Origin of the sequence: Haliea sp. (genome assembly GCF_040221975.1) — a bacterium.
In the GTDB taxonomy this organism is placed as follows: domain Bacteria; phylum Pseudomonadota; class Gammaproteobacteria; order Pseudomonadales; family Halieaceae; genus Haliea.
The window spans coordinates 107550-124371 of record NZ_JAVJWR010000027.1 but is presented as its reverse complement, the minus strand read 5'-3'; the positions used below and the strand labels follow the sequence as shown (position 1 = coordinate 124371).

At 63.2% G+C, this 16822-nt stretch carries 16 protein-coding genes and 1 tRNA gene; 13 read left to right on the top strand and 4 right to left on the bottom strand.

Annotated elements, in window-relative coordinates; genetic code table 11:
- Window positions 1-3 precede the first annotated feature (3 nt).
- The 3 genes from RLO07_RS11355 to RLO07_RS11345 are packed head-to-tail and all read left to right on the top strand — an operon-like array spanning window position 4 to window position 3168.
- The gene (locus tag RLO07_RS11355; protein WP_462292262.1) at window positions 4-1227 is read left to right on the top strand and encodes an efflux RND transporter periplasmic adaptor subunit; all 1224 of its coding nucleotides are present in this window, start codon (window positions 4-6) and stop codon (window positions 1225-1227) included.
- Entirely contained in the window at window positions 1224-2453 is a 1230-nt protein-coding gene (locus RLO07_RS11350; RefSeq protein ID WP_462292261.1) for an ABC transporter permease, read from the top strand. Before RLO07_RS11355 ends, RLO07_RS11350 begins: the two co-directional genes overlap by 4 nt.
- Complete coding sequence (locus RLO07_RS11345; protein WP_462292260.1) at window positions 2446-3168, top strand: ABC transporter ATP-binding protein; 723 nt, start codon at window positions 2446-2448, stop codon at window positions 3166-3168. The genes RLO07_RS11350 and RLO07_RS11345 overlap by 8 nt, the downstream gene beginning before the upstream one ends.
- A 250-nt stretch (window positions 3169-3418) precedes the next feature.
- Here RLO07_RS11345 and RLO07_RS11340 read toward each other — a convergent pair whose 3' ends face one another.
- Entirely contained in the window at window positions 3419-4300 is an 882-nt protein-coding gene (locus RLO07_RS11340; protein ID WP_462292259.1) for a pirin family protein, read from the bottom strand.
- A 209-nt stretch (window positions 4301-4509) separates the two neighbouring features.
- Here RLO07_RS11340 and RLO07_RS11335 point away from each other — a divergent pair, with 209 nt between their 5' ends.
- The gene (locus tag RLO07_RS11335) at window positions 4510-5412 is read left to right on the top strand and encodes a LysR substrate-binding domain-containing protein (RefSeq protein ID WP_462292258.1); all 903 of its coding nucleotides are present in this window, start codon (window positions 4510-4512) and stop codon (window positions 5410-5412) included.
- A 115-nt stretch (window positions 5413-5527) separates the two neighbouring features.
- Here the strand turns inward: RLO07_RS11335 and RLO07_RS11330 are convergent.
- Together RLO07_RS11330 and RLO07_RS11325 are read right to left on the bottom strand one after the other, a co-directional pair.
- A tRNA-Val gene (locus RLO07_RS11330) sits at window positions 5528-5604 on the bottom strand.
- A 65-nt stretch (window positions 5605-5669) separates the two neighbouring features.
- Entirely contained in the window at window positions 5670-7280 is a 1611-nt protein-coding gene (locus RLO07_RS11325) for a caspase family protein (RefSeq protein ID WP_462292257.1), read from the bottom strand.
- A gap of 91 nt (window positions 7281-7371) precedes the next feature.
- Between RLO07_RS11325 and RLO07_RS11320 the strand changes: the two genes are divergently transcribed.
- Window positions 7372-8148 (top strand): hypothetical protein, encoded by a 777-nt coding sequence (locus RLO07_RS11320; protein ID WP_462292256.1) that lies wholly within the window; start codon window positions 7372-7374, stop codon window positions 8146-8148.
- Between the two features lie 18 nt (window positions 8149-8166).
- On the opposite strand, the gene RLO07_RS11315 is transcribed toward RLO07_RS11320, so the two are convergent.
- On the bottom strand, window positions 8167-9711 hold the full coding sequence (locus RLO07_RS11315) for a serine/threonine-protein kinase (protein ID WP_462292255.1): 1545 nt from the start codon (window positions 9709-9711) through the stop codon (window positions 8167-8169).
- 393 nt (window positions 9712-10104) lie between these two features.
- Between RLO07_RS11315 and RLO07_RS11310 the strand changes: the two genes are divergently transcribed.
- From RLO07_RS11310 to RLO07_RS11275, 8 genes are all read left to right on the top strand, one after another.
- Window positions 10105-10671: an NAD/FAD-utilizing enzyme gene (locus RLO07_RS11310; RefSeq protein WP_462292254.1), complete on the top strand. Its 567-nt coding sequence runs from the start codon at window positions 10105-10107 to the stop codon at window positions 10669-10671.
- Between the two features lie 74 nt (window positions 10672-10745).
- On the top strand, window positions 10746-12098 hold the full coding sequence (locus RLO07_RS11305) for a c-type cytochrome (protein ID WP_462292253.1): 1353 nt from the start codon (window positions 10746-10748) through the stop codon (window positions 12096-12098).
- Window positions 12099-12108: 10 nt separating this feature from the next.
- Window positions 12109-13848: a cytochrome c oxidase subunit I gene (locus tag RLO07_RS11300; RefSeq protein WP_462292252.1), complete on the top strand. Its 1740-nt coding sequence runs from the start codon at window positions 12109-12111 to the stop codon at window positions 13846-13848.
- The gene (locus RLO07_RS11295; RefSeq protein ID WP_462292251.1) at window positions 13845-14525 is read left to right on the top strand and encodes a cytochrome c oxidase subunit 3; all 681 of its coding nucleotides are present in this window, start codon (window positions 13845-13847) and stop codon (window positions 14523-14525) included. The genes RLO07_RS11300 and RLO07_RS11295 overlap by 4 nt, the downstream gene beginning before the upstream one ends.
- 10 nt (window positions 14526-14535) lie before the next feature.
- Window positions 14536-15216 carry a heme-copper oxidase subunit III family protein gene (locus tag RLO07_RS11290; protein WP_462292250.1) on the top strand — a complete coding sequence of 227 codons (681 nt, stop codon included), beginning with the start codon at window positions 14536-14538 and terminating at the stop codon, window positions 15214-15216.
- 10 nt (window positions 15217-15226) lie between these two features.
- On the top strand, window positions 15227-15547 hold the full coding sequence (locus tag RLO07_RS11285; RefSeq protein ID WP_462292249.1) for a cytochrome C oxidase subunit IV family protein: 321 nt from the start codon (window positions 15227-15229) through the stop codon (window positions 15545-15547).
- Complete coding sequence (locus tag RLO07_RS11280; protein WP_462292248.1) at window positions 15544-16260, top strand: SCO family protein; 717 nt, start codon at window positions 15544-15546, stop codon at window positions 16258-16260. Before RLO07_RS11285 ends, RLO07_RS11280 begins: the two co-directional genes overlap by 4 nt.
- Window positions 16261-16331: 71 nt before the next feature.
- Window positions 16332-16787, top strand: a complete 456-nt coding sequence (locus RLO07_RS11275) for a nuclear transport factor 2 family protein (RefSeq protein WP_462292247.1) — start codon at window positions 16332-16334, stop codon at window positions 16785-16787.
- Window positions 16788-16822 lie beyond the last annotated feature (35 nt).

The following is a 16822-nucleotide window of genomic DNA, read 5'->3' as shown; positions in this document are numbered from 1 at the left end:
ACCATGCAAGAAGCACAGGCACCGCAGGCCAACAGGCAAGCCCCCAGCGGCCGCCAATGGAGCCCTCGTGGCTACCTCTTGCTGACCGCCCTGGTGCTTATCCTGGGGGCGGGCGCCTGGCACTACTGGCAGGGCCCTGCGGCGAGCGGGTACCGCCTGGAGCAGCGTCCACTGGTACAGCGGGTTGTCGCCAGCGCCATCGTGTCCAACCAGTCGGTGGCCCAGGTCGGCAGCGAAATAACCGGCGTGATCGCCACGCGCAATGTCCGCGAGGGTGACGTGGTACAGCTGGGTGACCTGCTGTTGACCCTGCGTGACGAGGAATACCAGGCCCGGCTCCGTGAAGTGGAGGCGGCGCTGCGCAACGCGATCGAGGTCAGCCGACCCGAAGCACGGGCGGCGATGACCGAGGCCCAGAACAATCTGGAGCAGGCCAGCCGCGAGCGCATACGCCGGGAACGCCTGTTCGCCAACGAGACGATATCGAAAGAGCAACTGGAACAGGCGCAGCAGCTGGAGCTTACAGCGAGAACAAACCGCGACAGGGCACGACTCACCGCCGCAGCCCTGGCTGAAGGGGGCGTCGAGGAGACCGTGCTGGTGCAGCGGGTGGAAGCGGCCCGAGCGCTACTGGCCAAGACCCGAATCCATTCCCAGATCGCAGGGATCGTGTTGCGGCGCGCGGTAGAGCCGGGCGACCTGGTGCAGCCAGGACGCACCCTGCTGGAGATCGCCCGCCTGGGCAGCAGCGAAATACTCATGCCCCTGGACGAAAAAAACCTGGCGCCGATCGCGCTCAACCAGCCTGCCTGGGTGGTGGCTGATGCGTATCCAGAGCGGACACTGGAGGCCAACATCAGCTTCATCGCGCCCAGCGTCGATACGGCCCGGGGGACTGTCGATGTGCATCTTGCGCTGCTGGCCCCCGCCGATTTCCTGCTCCCGGGAATGACCGTCTCAGTCACCGTCGAGACAGCCCGGCGCGAACAGGCGCTGGTCATACCCAACGATGCACTGCACCAGCGGGACGGCTCGCGGGCCGTGGCCTTCCGTGTGCGCGATGGGACAGTGGAGCGGGTCGATGTGCGCCTGGGCCTGTTCGGCACCGGATCCAGCGAGGTGCTGGAAGGACTCGAAGCCGGCGACCGGGTGCTCGTCGACGCCGTACCTCCGGACACCCGCGTGCGGTTCCGCGCCATGCCCATGCCTGGTGGAGCGACACAGTGATACCCGGCGCAGTGCACCGCTTCCTCTGGACAGAGGGACTGATCGCGGTCCGATTCCTGTTTGAGAACGTCATGCAGACCCTGCTGATCCTGGTCGGCATCGCCGGCGGTGTCGCTGTCATCGTCTTTATTACCGCCCTGATCACCGGCCTGCAGGCCAATATCATTGAGCGCACGCTGGGCACCCAGGCACATGTTCGTATCATGCCGCTCGACGAGGTAAACCGCCAGCTGCCGCCCGCGGACAACGCGATGATTTTGTTGCTCGACAGCCCCCGCGCCCAGCGCCTGCGCTCGATCAACAACTGGCAGGCAATACGCGACATGCTCGATGCCGCCCCCGATATACAGGCTGTGTCGCCGGTCGTCAGCGGCCCTGCCCTGGCACGACGGGGTACCGCGCGGGCCTCGGTCGCACTGGTCGGCATTGATCCCGAGCGTTACCAGGAGATCATCGCCATTGCACCCAGCCTGATTGCCGGCCGCTTCCTGGTTGGCGATGGCCACGCCCTGATCGGCACAGAACTCGCACGAACGCTGGGTCTTGGCCTGGGTGACAAGCTGCGCCTTGACGCGGGTGATGGCCGTATCGCCGTGGTCGACGTCGCCGGCATCTTCGAACTGGGCGTGCGGGAACTGGACGCACGTTTCGTGTATCTCGACCTCAAGCAAACCCAGACCCTGCTCGACCTGCCCGGCGGCATCACGGTCATTGATACCACCGTGAACGATATCTTCACCGCGGACCGCGTCGCCGCCCGCATCGCCCGACTCAGCGGGCTGCGCGCGGAGAGTTGGATGGAAACCAATGGCCAACTGCTCAACGCCCTGCGCTCGCAAAGCCTGACTACCCAAATGATTCGCGTATTTGTGGGAATTTCGGTGGCCTTCGGCATAGCCAGCGTGCTCGCGGTAAGCGTGGTACAGCACACACGGGAGATCGGCATTCTCCGCGCCATGGGCAGTTCCAGAAAACAGGTGCTGCGGGTATTCCTGGTACAGGGCGGCCTGCTCGGGTTGCTGGGCTCGGCCATTGGTGCGGGCATTGGCTGGGCGCTGGTACAGGCTTTCAATACCCTCGGTCCGGGCCTGTTCTTTATCCCTGTACCACTGTCACTGATCCCGTTTGCCATGGTCATCGCCTGCCTCACCGGCGTGCTGGCCTCAGCCCTGCCCGCCCGCCGGGCAGCGCGGCTGGATCCGGCCGTGGCAATCCGCTATGTCTGACCCGGCATCTCGCGCTGCGGTGTTGCGTTTGAGCGCCGTGAGCAAGACCTACCATATCGCCACGCCGCAGGAGCACGAGGTATTGCACGGCATTGACCTGCGGCTTGAGAGCGGCGAGCTGGCGGCACTGGTCGGACCGTCGGGATCGGGCAAGAGCACCCTGCTCAACCTGATCGGACTGCTCGACACGCCCACCAGCGGGGAGCTGTACCTGCTTGAGCACCCTACCCAGACCATGGACGATGCGGGCCGCACACGCCTGCGCAACGAAGCCATCGGCTTTGTATTCCAGTTCCACCACCTGATCCCGGCCTTCAGTGTGCTGGAAAATGTGCTGATGCCGCTGATTCTGCGCCACGGCAAACCCGGCGCCGACGACATTGAACAGGCGCAGAGCCTGCTGGCCGATGTCGGTCTCGCGGGTTTCGGAGCGAAGAAGCCCTCACAGATTTCCGGTGGCGAACAACAGCGGGTGGCCATTGCCCGGGCCCTGGTCACCCGACCCGCCCTGCTGCTGGCGGATGAACCCACCGGCAACCTCGACACCCAGTCTGCGGACCGCATTTTCGAACTGTTCCGGCAGGTAAACAGCCGCTTCCAGTGCGCCGTCCTGATAGTCACCCACGACAACCGCCTCGCCGCGCGCTGCTCGCGGATCATGAGCCTGGTGGACGGGCGATTCCACTCGTCCGCGAGTGCCAGTCACCGGCCATGAGTGCGGAAACGGTATCACGTATCTCCCTGGCCAGAGTCCCTTGGGGCTTGCCCGCCTCAACATCAAAGCGATCGTGGAAGGAGCCGACCGGGAGGGATCCTGCAACCTCGGCGCCAAAGAATGGGGCGCCCTGCAGAAAGGCGTCGAGAACGCCGGCACCGCCGCGCGGGCTCGGGGATACCGGACGCGTTTTCGCGATCGACGCTGAAGATCGGCATCTCGAAATCGTTGAGGTCGAGGATGCCTGGAGCTACTGGATCGTACCGAATTCTCCGCGTTCACAGGCGGCGGCAACGGCGGTGACCTCCTCCTCGGTCGCCATGGCAAACGGGCCCCGCTGGACGAACTTTTCGTGCAGCGGTTGCCCCTGCACCAGCGCCACCTGGGCGCCGTCACGAGAGCTGATCGTTAGCTCCCCCCACGTTGCGTCTCCACGCAGTGCAAGAGCACGCCCTGCGGGCAGGGGATACTCGCGCCCGTCGATGAGGATTGTCGCGCTGCCGTCGACGGCGTGGAGCCAGGCGGCCTGTTGCGCGAGAAGGCTATGGGAGAACCGGCCAGCGGCGCTCAGTTGCATATCCAGAATCGTCATGGGCAGGGCCGGCGACCTGGCTCCCTGCACGCCATTGCTTTCGCCCAGAACAACTCGGACGCGATAGCCACTACCTTCAATAATCGGCATGTCCCCGGCCTTTACATGGAGGGCGATTGGGTCGTCATATTTCTGCTCCGCCGGAAGATTCACGAACATCTGCAGACCGTGGGCACGGCTGCCGGGGCGAGGCTTCTCATCGTGCATGCCGCCCTTTCCGGCCTTGAGCCAGTAGAGGTCGCCCGGCATCAGATCAATGTCGTGGTCCAGAGAGTCGCGATTGTTGAAGGCGCCGACGCTGTCTTCAAAGAGTACGGATACCGCGGAGATGCCAGCGTGGCCGTGCGGGCCGAAGGTGGACTCGCTCATGGTGAAATGGTCCACCATGATCAGCGGGTCCATCGCTCCGCCAAAGTCTGCGTACTTGAAGCTCTGGGCCTGAAAACCAGAGCCAATTTCAAGGGTACGTCCGGCGATGGGGCCAGTGATGGGTGAAACGGTCCCGGACTGGGATGAGGTAATCGCAGTGTGTGCATTCATGGTCGTGGACTCCTTGCTGGATGGCCCCATAAAACCATGGATATTAAACAATCAAAAGTGACACAATTGGAAACCATTGTTCCATATATGGACCGATAAAGTACCATCTGCGATAGCGGGCCGCACAGTCCACGGCGGTTCACCGTGAAGCCCTGGTGATGATCACGACGGCACGCGGCTATCGCGGGACCCGGGGGAAGACGAGCAACATGGATCTGAACGACTACTTCTACTTTGTCCACGTGGTTGAAAAGCGGGGTTTCGCGCCCGCGAGCCGTGCATTGAACATCCCAAAATCCCGTTTGAGTCGCCACCTGCAGCAACTCGAGGACCGCCTCGGCATCCGACTCATCCAGCGGACATCCCGACAGTTCGTGGTAACAGAGCTCGGGCTCGAGTTTTACCGCTACGCGCGCGCCGCCATCGATGAGATGGAAGCTGCGGAGGCGGCGGTAAAGACCCATACTCAGGCGCTGCGGGGGCGCGTGAGTCTGTCCTGTTCCGTCGGCATGGCGCAGTTCGTCCTCAACGACATCATCACACAGTTCATGGTGACCAACCCCCTGGTCGACGTGGCCCAGCAGGTCACCAATGAGTCCATCGACATCGTGGAAGCGGGCATCGACATGGCAATCCGCGGCCACATGGATGCGCTGCCCGACTCCAGCCTGATTCAACGGCAGCTTGCTCCCTCTCCCTGGCGACTGTTCGCAGGTCGGGATTACCTTGAGCGAACGGGCAAACCCTCGACGCCCGATGACCTGCGCGGCCACGCGGGTCTGAGGATCGGCTGGGGGCGCGATGACGGACTGTGGTCGCTTACTGGCAGCGGTGGGCGCAGAGTCGAGATTCCCTTCAGCGCCCGCCTCAGCAGCGATGACATGGTGACATTGAAATGTGCAGCCGCCCAAGGGCTGGGCATCGTGGCTCTGCCGTTTTACGTCTGCCGCGATGATGTGGCCAGCGGTCGCCTGGTTGCCGTATTGCCGGACTGGTCGGCGGGGGACGCACGGATCAGCCTGCTGATGCCCTCGCGCAAGGGCGTACCCGCCGTGGTCGAGGCCTTGGCGAACTATCTACGCCAGGAAATGCCGCGCGTCACCGCACTGTAGGGGCCTTGAACGGGCCGCGAGTCCACCTATTCAGTGACAGTTTGTCGAACTGGCGCCAGTTCTCATCCAGCCTTTGACCAAACAAAAAACCCCGCCTGCGGCGGGGTCTTTTGTTTGGTAGGACCAGCCAGATTCGAACTGGCGACCTCTACCATGTCAAGGTAGCGCTCTAACCACCTGAGCTATGGTCCTGTTGACTGAGGGGCGCGATTATAAGGGCGTCGGCGGGTTTCCTCAACTGTTTCCTCACCGCCCTTTTATCGCGCCACGAAGTAGAACTCGCCGACCTCATCGCCCGCCCGCTTGATGGCCTTGAACTCGGGGTCCAGGCCCGGCAGGCTCTCGTCCAGCAGGTCCAGCATGCTGAGGAACAGGGCGGGGCCGGTGATCACCGCCTCGTTGTCCTGCAGGGCGCGGATGAAAGCTTCGGCAAATACCGAGGTGCCCGGGTCGCGCTCGCTGGCCAGGGGGAAGTCCTGGCCGGAGGTCAGCAGCAGGCGCGACTTGTTGGGGAAGCGCAGGCCGATGTAGGCGTCGCTGAGCAGGGCGTCGGGGCCGCTGGCCAGCAGGAAAGCCGGGTTGTCCGCCAGCAGGCCGGCGAAGGCGGAGTCAGTCACCACCATGATGCGCCGGGCCGGCAGCCGGGCCAGGTGGCTGCTGACCTGCTCGGTGGGTACCCAGAAGGTGTCGTTGGGTGGCGGCTCGGCATTGACCGGCAGCCAGTAACCCGCCTCGTAGGCGCCGACCGGCCTGCGGTTGCCGTAGCCGGCGTAGTAGATCAGCAGGTTGTCGTTTTCTTCCAGTACCTCGTTGAGCTGGTTGAGCGCGCGCAGCACACCGACGTCGCTGGTGTTCTTCAGTACCTGCACGGCAAAACCGTACTTGTCACTCAGCACGCGGGCGATCTTGTCCACATCGGAAGCCGGCGTTTGCAGGTCATCCAGGAACTGGTAACTGCCATTGCCGATGACCAGGGCGTAGTAGCGGCCGTAATTGCGGCCATCCCTGGAGATGTCCCCGCCCGGGGCTGCCGTATCGGCACCGATACTCACCAGGCCACTCTCCACCAGCGGTTCTGGCTGGGCAACCGGCGGGGGAGATGGGGCTGGGGCAGGCGTCGTCGCAGCATCCGCTCTCGCTGACGCGGCCTCTGCTTTCGCGGCGGCCGCCTCGGCCCGGGCCTTCTCGCGCTCGACGCGCGCCTGTGCCATCTGTTCCGCCAACGTGGTGTTTTCAGCCTGCAGGGCCACATTCTCCTCGGCCTTGGCCAGCAGCGCCGCTTCTGCATCAGACTTGTACACCAGCTGGTCCTCGGCCAGGCCCCAGGCCTGGCGATACCAGTTCAGGGCCTCGGCCTTGTCCAGCGGCACTCCCTTGCCGGTTTCGTAGAGGGTACCGAGATTGAACTGCGCACCCTTGTGGCCCTGCTCTGCCGCGCGTTTGAACCACAGGGCGGCCACTTCGTAATTGGGCTCCGTACCGAGGCCGCGCTCGAAAATTTCACCCACGGAATTCTGCGCATCGGCATCGCCAGCCTCGGCCGCCGGCAGCCAGACCCGCAGCGCCGTCTTGTAATCCGCCCGGTCAAAGGACACATACTCGCCGCCACGCAGGCGACAGTCCTGAGCGGTCGTGCGGGTGGGTCGTCGCGGGGTGAGATAAGTGGAGTTGCCCAGCTGACGTACCTGCCCCGGCAACAGGCAGTCTACAATGTAGAGGTCGGCGACGGCCGCGCCCTCGGGAATCTCGACCGGGCCTCCCGGGCTGCCGGCACAGGCGGCCAGCAGGGCCGAAGCTGCGGCAGCCAGGCAAGCGTTGCGCATGGTGCGGCCGACGGCAGGCGGAAGGGACGGAAATACACTGGTCATGGCACGGGAACCCGCTGTTATTTTCATGGAGGCTTCGAACATAATTCATTCGCGGTATGGCCACAAGCGCCGATGGCTGGTTTTGCTAACCGTGTCGCTACTGGTTGCCTGCAGCGGTATCCCGGATGCAGACCAACTCGCCGAACGGCACGGTCTCAGTCTCCGGCACGTACCGGGCGGCCCCTTCACTCTCCCGGTGCTGGCCCGGACCGAACCGGTGCGGGGCGAGCGGCTGCACCTGTACCTCGAGGGTGATGGGCGCCCCTGGCTGGGCAGGGAGCGAGCCGCCAACCCCACAGGGCGCAGCGCGGTGGCGCTGGACCTGATGCTGGCGGCCCCCTACCCGGCACTGCTGCTGGGCCGGCCCTGCTATCACCAGCCGGGAACACCCTCCCCTCCATGCGAACCGGACCTGTGGACGGAGGGGCGCTACTCACCGGCAGTCCTGGACGCGCTCGCGGAGGCGGTGCAAGGGCTGCTCGCGGAATACCAGCCTGCGTCACTGGTGCTGGTGGGCTACAGCGGCGGCGGCGCGCTGGCACTGCTGCTGGCGCAGCAGCAGACGCTGCCCACCACCGTGGTCACTGTCGCCAGCAACCTGGACACAGCGGCCTGGACCGAATATCACCGGCACCTGCCGCTGACAGGCTCCCTGAACCCGGCGCTGGAAATTGGACCCGGCGCCGCCTTCCGGCAGGTCCACCTCGCCGGCGGCCTGGACAGGATAGTGCCACCCACAACGACCGCCCGCTACCGGGAACGTCACCCCGATGCAGAGTACCGGCTGCATGCAGACTTCGACCACCACTGCTGCTGGGTGGAAGCGTGGCCCGGGCTGCTGGACAGTGTGCTGGCGAGCGGCGACTGACGCCAGCGACCGTCACGGCTACTGCGGATCCAGCCGCGCCCGCAGCGTATCTCGCAGCTGCGCCAACTGGCGATTGTTGGCCAGGAACTCGTTCTCCCCGGCGTAGGCATCCATCAACCTCAACAGATACTCCTGCTGCCGCGGCGTCACCATGGTGGGCGCGACTTCCACCAGGTGCTGGACCAGCATGCGCAAACCGTTTTCGGCTTCGGGATTGCGCGGATGCAGTGCGTAGGCAGCGATGAAATAGCGGGAGGCCCCATCCCAGTCGCCGATCTCTGCCGACTGCTGACCGCGGTCGATGTGACTGCGGAACTCGTCCTGAACCTGCGCCGGCAGCTCCGCAAAGGGCACCGCGGGCCCCTCCGGCTTGCTCGCTTCCCAGGCGAAGTAACCCGAGGCCAGCGCCAGTACCAGCACCATTGCCAGCAGCATCCGGTTGCGCCTGCTGGTGCCCGAAAACTCCTTGAGGAACTGCTCCGCGCTGGGCGTCCGGTGCGCCCGCTGCAGGGCGATGGCACCGGCAATGGCGCGCCACTGGTGGCGCTTGATGCCTTTAATCGGCTGTGGCTTCAGGCCCTGCTCCAGCGCGTCCAGTGCCGTTCTGCCGCCGTAGGGATGGGCACCGGTGTACAACTGGTAGGCAATCAAACCGAGGGCGTAGACATCGTCGGCGGGATGGGGATCACTGTCCCTGAGCAGCATTTCCAGGGAGGCATAGCGCAGGGTCATGGCCCCCAGTTCACCGGCGTCGAAACTGTCCTTGTGCACCGCGGAATCCATGATCCGGGCAATGCCGAAGTCGAGGATCTTGACCCGGCCGTCAGTAGTGACAAACACATTGTCCGGCTTGAAGTCCGAGTGCACCAGGCCGTTTTCGTGCGCGTAGGCGAGGCCGCTGGCCATCTGCTCGATCAGGGTCTCGTTGTCCGGTTCCTTGCCTTCGGCGAACTTGATGTTCTTGAGACCCGACAGGGCGTCACCCTGCAGCATCTCCATGGTCATGTAGACCCGGTCGCCATCGCGGTCGAAGTCGTACACGGTCAGCACATTGGGGTGCGCGAGCTGTTGCGATTTTTTCGCCTCCCGCTGCAGGCTGATCAGGGCCTTGGGGTGGCGACTGAATTCTTCACCGAGAAACTTGATCGCGACCCAGGGATTGTCGTCGTTGGCCTCTTCCTTGCGCAGGTCTCGCGCCTTGTAGACCTGGCCCATGCCACCCTTGCCGAGCCGGGACTCCAGCACGAAGCGGTCCTTGATGACATTGCTGGAATGGGGTACGTAGCTGCGCCCGGTCAGGGGCGACGCGCCGGGATGGGTATTGACCTGGGTGCTGTCCTCGTCGACCGCCCGGGTGGGCAGCTCGGCTGCGGTATTCAGGCCCGGGCCAGCGGCGGCAGCAGGTGTTGCCAGCAGAGTCTCGTCTTCATTGCCCTCGGGTAAAGGCGGCAGGGCATCGGGCTCGGATGCCGGGGCGACGACGGTCTGGTCCGCAGTGTCCGCCAGTACCGTCTTGTCACCTTCCTCGCCAGAGTGCTCCCTGGTACCTCCTGCCTTTGCCATGCCTGCGACTCCAATGCCCTTGATCGAAGGCTCTATCCTAACTGCTGGTCGCCCTATATCGAAAATTATTAGTTCGCCAAACGGACATCGCTGGCGCGCACCCGGCGGTTCACGCCGCAATCACGGCTTAGGTCATCTGAGCCTATTAAAAAATCTGTTTATAAAAAAACGTTCTCAGCAGAACGCGATTGCGACCAATGACCACCAGGAACAGTCTTGTTTTCCGGCAAAAACCGTGTTTTTTAGCTCTTTTTTTTCTATTGAACCACCCTGCTAAGTACTGAATAGACTTAAAAAAACTGCTGCCTGGAGCTTCGGCCGGTGCCCCCCAATGGCGGTGCTATACTCCAGAGCAAGTGCACATCCGGCAATCCGGCGAGGAGTATTTCAATAATGAAAAGGCACTTTTTTCTCAGCGATGATCTCGACGAACTGGAGCAGGTGGAGCGCGACCTGGAGGAGGCAGGCGTTTCCACTCCGCAGATTCATGTCCTCAGCGAAGACGACGCTGGTGTACAGGCCCACAGGCTGAATGATGTGGAAGCGGTGCTGCGCAAGGATGTCGTACACGGCACCGAACGCGGCGCGGTGATCGGCGTCATTGGTGCAGCCATTGTCCTCGCTGCCACATGGGCGACAGGCATCGCCGCCACCATCACCTGGGTTCCCCCCATCTTTCTCGCCGTCATAGTGCTCGGCTTCTGTACCTGGGAGGGAGGCCTGATCGGTATCCAGGAGCCGCATTCGGATTTCAAGCGTTTCACCGATGATCTGCGAGCCGGCAAGCACGTCCTGTTTGTCGATGTCAGCCAGCCCCAGGAGGACATCCTGCGGCGTATTGTCAGCGCCCACCCCAAACTCACCTCAGCTGGCGAGGGACCCGCGGCTCCTGGCTGGTTTGTAAGCACCCGGGCAAGAATAGAAAACATGATGAAAGGTACTGCCTGGCGACACCAGTGAAACACACATAAGAATAATTGCTCGCAGCGGCCGGGGCGTTCCGTTCGCCAGCTGCAAGCGTACAAGGAGGTGGCATGAAAATCGTGATTGCCCTGGTCTTGCTGGTGGTCGGTTCTCTGGCATTTCACTGGTGGAGCCCCTGGTGGTTTACGCCGCTGGCGTCCAACTGGGAAGCTATCGACACGACCATCAACATTACCCTGTGGATCACCGGCTTTGTCTTCGTCGCCGTCAACCTGTTCCTGGCGCTGGCGGTATTCCGCTACCGCAGCACCGCCGGCCGGCGGGCGGACTATGAGCCCGAGAACGCTTCCCTGGAGAAGTGGCTCACCGGCATCACCACCGTCGGCATCGTCGCCATGCTGGCGCCCGGGCTGGTGGTGTGGGCAGATTTCGTCGACGTGCCCGAGGACGCCGATGTCGTAGAGGTGTTCGGCGAACAGTGGCAGTGGAGCTATCGCTTCCCCGGGGCCGACGGTGAGCTGGGTGAAGTCGACGCCCGCTTCATGTCGGCTGAAAATCCTTTTGGCATGAGCCCCAACGATCCCACGGGCGCCGATGACGTCCTGGTCCGTGGCGAAGACCTGCGCCTGCCGCTGGACCGGTCGGTCAAGGTGCTGCTGCGCTCCCGCGACGTGTTGCACAATTTCGCGGTCCCCCAGTTCCGGGTCAAGATGGACATGGTGCCCGGCACCGTCAGTTACGTCTGGTTCACCCCCACCCGCACCGGCCGCTTCGATGTGATGTGCATGGAGCTGTGCGGCATCGCCCACTACGCCATGCGCGGCAATGTCATCGTCGAGGAACCACAGGACTTCGAACAGTGGCTCGCCGGGCAGCGTACCTGGGCCGAAATCCAGGGTGAAGGCCGGGGCGATCCCGTTGCCGGGCAGGAGCACTATGCGGTGTGCGCGGCCTGCCATGGCGCCGACGGTGAAGGCAACCGGGACATGAATACGCCACAGCTGGCGGGCCTCCCGGCCTGGTATCTGCAGCGCCAGCTGCAACACTACCAACAGGGTATTCGCGGTGCACACGAGGCCGATACCTATGGTCAGCAGATGGCGCCCATGGCCGCTGTCCTGGGCAGTCGGGAGGCAGTGCGGGATGTTTCCGCCTGGCTGGCCTCGCTGCCAGCGTCGGACACTGCAGGCACAGTCAGCGGCGATCCGCACCGGGGCGCCGCCCACTACAACAGCTGTGGCGCCTGCCATGGCAGCCGGGCCCAGGGTAACGAGGCCCTGCAGGCGCCGGGCCTGGCCGGGTTGCAGGATTGGTACATCCGCCGGCAGCTGGAGAATTTCCGCAAGGGCGTGCGCGGCGGCCACAGCGACGACCGCTACGGCCAGCAGATGGTGCTGATGTCGCGGTCACTGCAGAACGAGCAGTCCATCGACGACCTGCTCTCCTACCTGAACACGCTTTGAGGGGAAAGGCATGCAACACACTGCAATCGCCGACCAGATCGAGGAAGACCAGCACGAGCCACACAGCTTCTTCACCACCTACATCTGGAGCCAGGACCACAAGGTCATTGCCATCCAGTACTCGATCACCGCGGTCTTCGTCGGCCTGGTGGCGCTGGTCCTGTCGGGCTTGATGCGCCTGCAGCTGGGCTTTCCCGACACCTTCGATTTCATCGACCCCAGCGCCTACCTGCAGTTCGTCACCATGCACGGCATGATCATGGTGATCTACCTGCTGACGGCCCTGTTGCTGGGCGGCTTCGGCAACTATTTGATCCCGCTGATGATCGGCGCCCGGGACATGGTGTTCCCCTACCTGAACATGCTCAGCTTCTGGACCTACCTGCTGTCGGTGATCGTGCTGCTGGCAAGTTTCTTCGTCCCCGGGGGGCCCACCGGAGCCGGCTGGACCCTGTACCCGCCGCAGGCGATTCTGCAGGGCACGCCCGGCTATGACTGGGGTATCATCCTGATGCTGGCGTCCCTGGCCATATTCATCGTCGCTTTCACCATGGGCGGGCTGAATTATGTGACCACCGTGCTGCAGGCACGCACCCACGGCATGACCCTGATGCGCATGCCGCTTACTATCTGGGGCATCTTCACTGCCACCGTGCTGGGTCTGCTGGCCTTCCCCGCATTGCTGGTCAGCGCCATCATGATGATGCTGGACAAGGTCATTGGCACCAGCTTTTTCATGCCTGCGCTGGTGTCGCTGGGCGAATCGCTGGACTATACCGGCGGCAGTCCTATCCTGTTCCAGCACCTGTTCTGGTTCTTCGGCCACCCGGAGGTGTATATCGTCGCCCTGCCTGCCTTCGGCATGGTATCGGATGTGATCGCCACCCACGCCCGCAAGAATATCTTCGGCTACCGCATGATGGTGTGGGCCATCGTCGCCATCGGCGGTCTCAGCTTCGTGGTCTGGGCCCACCACATGTACGTCAGCGGCATGCACCCGGCCTTCGGCTTCTTCTTCGCCACCACCACCCTGATCATCGCGGTACCCACCGCGCTCAAGGTCTACAACTGGGTGCTGACACTGTGGCGCGGCAACATCCACCTGACGGTGCCCATGCTGTTCGCCATCGGCTTCATCTTCACCTTCACCCACGGCGGCCTGACCGGCCTGTTCCTGGGCAATGTCACCATCGACCTGCCCCTGTCCGACACCTACTTCGTGGTGGCGCACTTCCATATGGTCATGGGGGTATCGCCAATCATGGTGCTGTTCGCCGCCATCTACCACTGGTTCCCGCTGGTCTCCGGGAAGCAGTTGCATGTGGGGCTTGGCAAGGCCCACTTCTGGTTTACCTTCCTCGGCACCTATGCGATCTACCTGCCGATGCACTACCTCGGTTTCCTCGGCGTGCCGCGGCGCTACTTCGCCACGAGTGGCACCGACTTCATACCCGAGTCCGCCGAGGCCCTCAACGCCAGTATTACCATGGCGGCGATTATCGTGGGCCTGAGCCAGCTGATTTTCATCTACAACGTGATCCGTACCCTGCGCAAGGGCGAGCCAGCCGGGCACAACCCCTGGGGGGCGACCAGCCTGGAATGGCAAACCCCGGATGTACCGCCCCGGCACGGCAACTGGGGCCCGGAACTGCCGGTCGTGCACCGCTGGGCCTATGACTTCAGCGTGCCGGGCGCAGAGCGCGACTTCATTCCCCAGAACGAGCCCGAAGGCAAAGGAGCTGAAGGATGAATTTCTTCAAGACACTGGGGACCAAGCCCTGGCTCGGCCCCACCATGGTCAGCACCGCCGGAGTCGCGGTCGCGGCCGACCCGCTGGCGGCGCCCCGCACCGCGTTGCGCTTTATCATGGGCATCGTCAGCGTATTGTTCTTCCTGTTCATCATTACCTTCCTGTCGCGCTCCCAGTATCCGGATTTCCAGGCCCTGGCCGGGCAGCCCTGGCAGCCCTTCACCGACCCCAGCCGGCTCTGGCTCAACACCGCTATCCTGGCGCTCAGCAGCCTGGCAATGCAATGGGGCCTGTGGTCGGCGCGGCGCGACCAGGTCAACCGGGCAGTCGCGGGGATCAGCGCGGCGGTATTCTTTGCGGTGGCCTTCCTGGTAGCGCAACTGGAGCTGTGGCGCCATCTGCAGACCATGGGCTACTACGTCAACACCAATCCCGCCAACAGCTACTTCTACCTGCTGACCGCAGTGCACGGGCTGCATGTCCTCGGCGGTCTGATGGTGCTGGCCAATGTGGTATTCCGGGTCTGGTATGACGGCGCCGTGGCCCGCTTGAGCAGCCCGCTCGCACTCTGCACACACTACTGGCACTTCCTGCTGGGAGTCTGGCTGCTGCTGTTTGCCGTGCTCACCAGCCGGGCCGAGACTATCAACATGTTGGCAGCCCTGTGTGGCTTCTGAGGGAGCTCTCATGAAATCAGCCGATCCCGTCAGCAGCGATTACACCCAGCCCGGCGTTCCCGGCATGGTCCGGGACTGGGGCGCCGACAAGCAGGCCTTCGACTTGCCCTGGGGCAAGGTGATGATGTGGATATTCCTGCTCAGTGACACCTTTATTTTCAGCATCTTCCTCACTGGTTACATGAACGTGAGGTTGTCGGCCACCGACCCATGGCCACCCGCCAGCGAGGTTTTTGCCCTGACCATTGGCGGTGTTTACCTGCCACTGGTGTTGATCGCCATCATGACGTTTATCCTGATCACCAGTAGCGGGACCATGGCCATGGCTGTGAACTTTGCCTACCGGGGCGACCGCCGCCGCACCGTAATCCTGATGGCAATCACCGCCGTGCTCGGTGCCAGCTTTGTCGGCCTGCAGGCCTTTGAATGGAGCAAGCTGATCCACGAGGGCGTAAGACCCTGGGGCAACCCCTGGGGCGCAGCTCAATTCGGCTCCGCATTCTTCATGATCACGGGCTTCCACGGTCTGCATGTGAGCGCCGGTGTCATCTACCTCGCCATCATCGCCCGCAAGGTGGGCCGGGGCGACTACGAAAAGAAAGGCTACGCGATCGTCGAGATCACTGGCCTCTACTGGCATTTCGTGGACCTGGTCTGGGTCTTCATTTTCGCCTTCTTCTACCTGTGGTAAGGAGGATTGCATGAGCGACACCGCGGGTGAACAGCACCCCATAGGTATCTACCTGAAAATCTGGCTGCTGCTATTTGTGCTCAGTACCTTTTCCTACATGGTCGATTACTTCCACGTGCAGGGTTACCTGCGCTGGACCCTGATCATCATTTTCATGCTGCTGAAGGCGGGCCTGATCGTGGCCATCTTCATGCACTTCCAGTGGGAACGGCTGGCGCTCAAGTACACCCTGCTGCTGCCAACACTGGCGATTATGGTGCTGATCGCCCTGATGCTGATCGAGGGCGACTATACCTTTGCAACCCGGCAAGCGTTCCTTGACCACGGATGAACATGCAACCTCGCCAGCGCATGTTGCTGGGGTTTGTCCTGGCCAATAGCGCCATCGCCGCAGTCGCGGCCATCCTCCTCCTGAACCGGCCAACACCGCCGCCCCAGATCGAGGGCGTACTGCTGCCCGAGGCCAGGGCGCTGGCGCCGTTTGTGCTGACTGACCACCACGGCGATGCCTTCAGCAACAGCGACCTGAAGGGGCGCTGGCATCTGGTGAGCTACGGTTTCACCACCTGCCCCGATGTCTGCCCCGCAACCCTGGCGGAACTTGCGGGCTTTCGCAGCCAACTGGCACCCGAGTTGCGTCGCGACCTGCAGGTGCTGTTCTACAGTGTGGACCACCGCCGGGATACTCCCGTGCAGATGGCCAGCTATGTCGCGTTCTTCGACCCCAGCTTCACTGGCCTCACCGCTACCGATGGCGGTGAAGCGGGAGCTGCCGCCTTTGCCAGCAGCCTGGGCATCATGTCCGTGCTGGAACCCGCCGAGGGCACCACCCTGGAGGACGGCGATTACGAGGTCGGTCACGGGGTATCGCTGTTGCTGCTGAATCCGGAGGGCAAGCTCCAGGCCGTGCTGGAACCCGGACGCGTTGATGCCCAGGGCTTCCCCGGCTTTGACATTCCCACCCTGGTACGGGACTACACGGCCATCCGCACCCACCTCAGCGATACCCGCAAGGCAAATCCCGCTCGCGGTCAGGATGTCTGAACCGTTGCCGCAGGCAGCCCGCCCCGCAGGGTATACACTCAGCGACCGGCTTCAATAAAAAAGGAATCGCCATGTTTGAGAACGAACATCCCGCGCGCCGTGCGGCGCTGCTGTCGCGGGAATATGTCCACAGCAAGAACAAGGCGGGCTGGCTGGGCCTGTATGCCGAGGACGCCATCATCCAGGATCCCATTGGCGTCTCCCACATCGACCCGGAGGGCAACGGTCACCGGGGGCCAGCGGCGCGCGAAGCCTTCTGGGACAATTTTATCGCCCCGGTGGATATCCGCATCGAAATCCTGGAGTCCTTTGCCGCCGGTGATGAGGTCGCCAACCATGTCAATCTGACCATCACCATTGACGGCGGCGAAGGCAAGACCTTGCAACAGAAGGTGCATGGCATTTTTACCTACCATGTCGACGCCGAGGGCAAGCTTCTGTCCCTGCGCGGCTATTGGGAAACCGACGACCCCCGCAATGCCCTCATGGAAGTGGACGCCGAGGGTAACCTGAAGGCGCTGGCCTGAGCGCTTCCCTATCCCGGGAGGGATCAGTATGCTTG

What these genes read in the sequence shown, in the direction of transcription:
- RLO07_RS11275 (WP_462292247.1), top strand. Translation starts at nt 16,332, where the DNA reads ATGTTTGAGAACGAACATCCCGCGCGCCGTGCGGCGCTGCTGTCGCGG.
- RLO07_RS11305 (WP_462292253.1), top strand. Translation starts at nt 10,746, where the DNA reads ATGAAAATCGTGATTGCCCTGGTCTTGCTGGTGGTCGGTTCTCTGGCA.
- RLO07_RS11340 (WP_462292259.1), bottom strand. Translation starts at nt 4,300, where the DNA reads ATGAATGCACACACTGCGATTACCTCATCCCAGTCCGGGACCGTTTCA.
- RLO07_RS11345 (WP_462292260.1), top strand. Translation starts at nt 2,446, where the DNA reads ATGTCTGACCCGGCATCTCGCGCTGCGGTGTTGCGTTTGAGCGCCGTG.
- RLO07_RS11315 (WP_462292255.1), bottom strand. Translation starts at nt 9,711, where the DNA reads ATGGCAAAGGCAGGAGGTACCAGGGAGCACTCTGGCGAGGAAGGTGAC.
- RLO07_RS11310 (WP_462292254.1), top strand. Translation starts at nt 10,105, where the DNA reads ATGAAAAGGCACTTTTTTCTCAGCGATGATCTCGACGAACTGGAGCAG.
- RLO07_RS11355 (WP_462292262.1), top strand. Translation starts at nt 4, where the DNA reads ATGCAAGAAGCACAGGCACCGCAGGCCAACAGGCAAGCCCCCAGCGGC.
- RLO07_RS11290 (WP_462292250.1), top strand. Translation starts at nt 14,536, where the DNA reads ATGAAATCAGCCGATCCCGTCAGCAGCGATTACACCCAGCCCGGCGTT.
- RLO07_RS11295 (WP_462292251.1), top strand. Translation starts at nt 13,845, where the DNA reads ATGAATTTCTTCAAGACACTGGGGACCAAGCCCTGGCTCGGCCCCACC.
- RLO07_RS11335 (WP_462292258.1), top strand. Translation starts at nt 4,510, where the DNA reads ATGGATCTGAACGACTACTTCTACTTTGTCCACGTGGTTGAAAAGCGG.
- RLO07_RS11300 (WP_462292252.1), top strand. Translation starts at nt 12,109, where the DNA reads ATGCAACACACTGCAATCGCCGACCAGATCGAGGAAGACCAGCACGAG.
- RLO07_RS11325 (WP_462292257.1), bottom strand. Translation starts at nt 7,280, where the DNA reads ATGACCAGTGTATTTCCGTCCCTTCCGCCTGCCGTCGGCCGCACCATG.
- RLO07_RS11280 (WP_462292248.1), top strand. Translation starts at nt 15,544, where the DNA reads ATGAACATGCAACCTCGCCAGCGCATGTTGCTGGGGTTTGTCCTGGCC.
- RLO07_RS11285 (WP_462292249.1), top strand. Translation starts at nt 15,227, where the DNA reads ATGAGCGACACCGCGGGTGAACAGCACCCCATAGGTATCTACCTGAAA.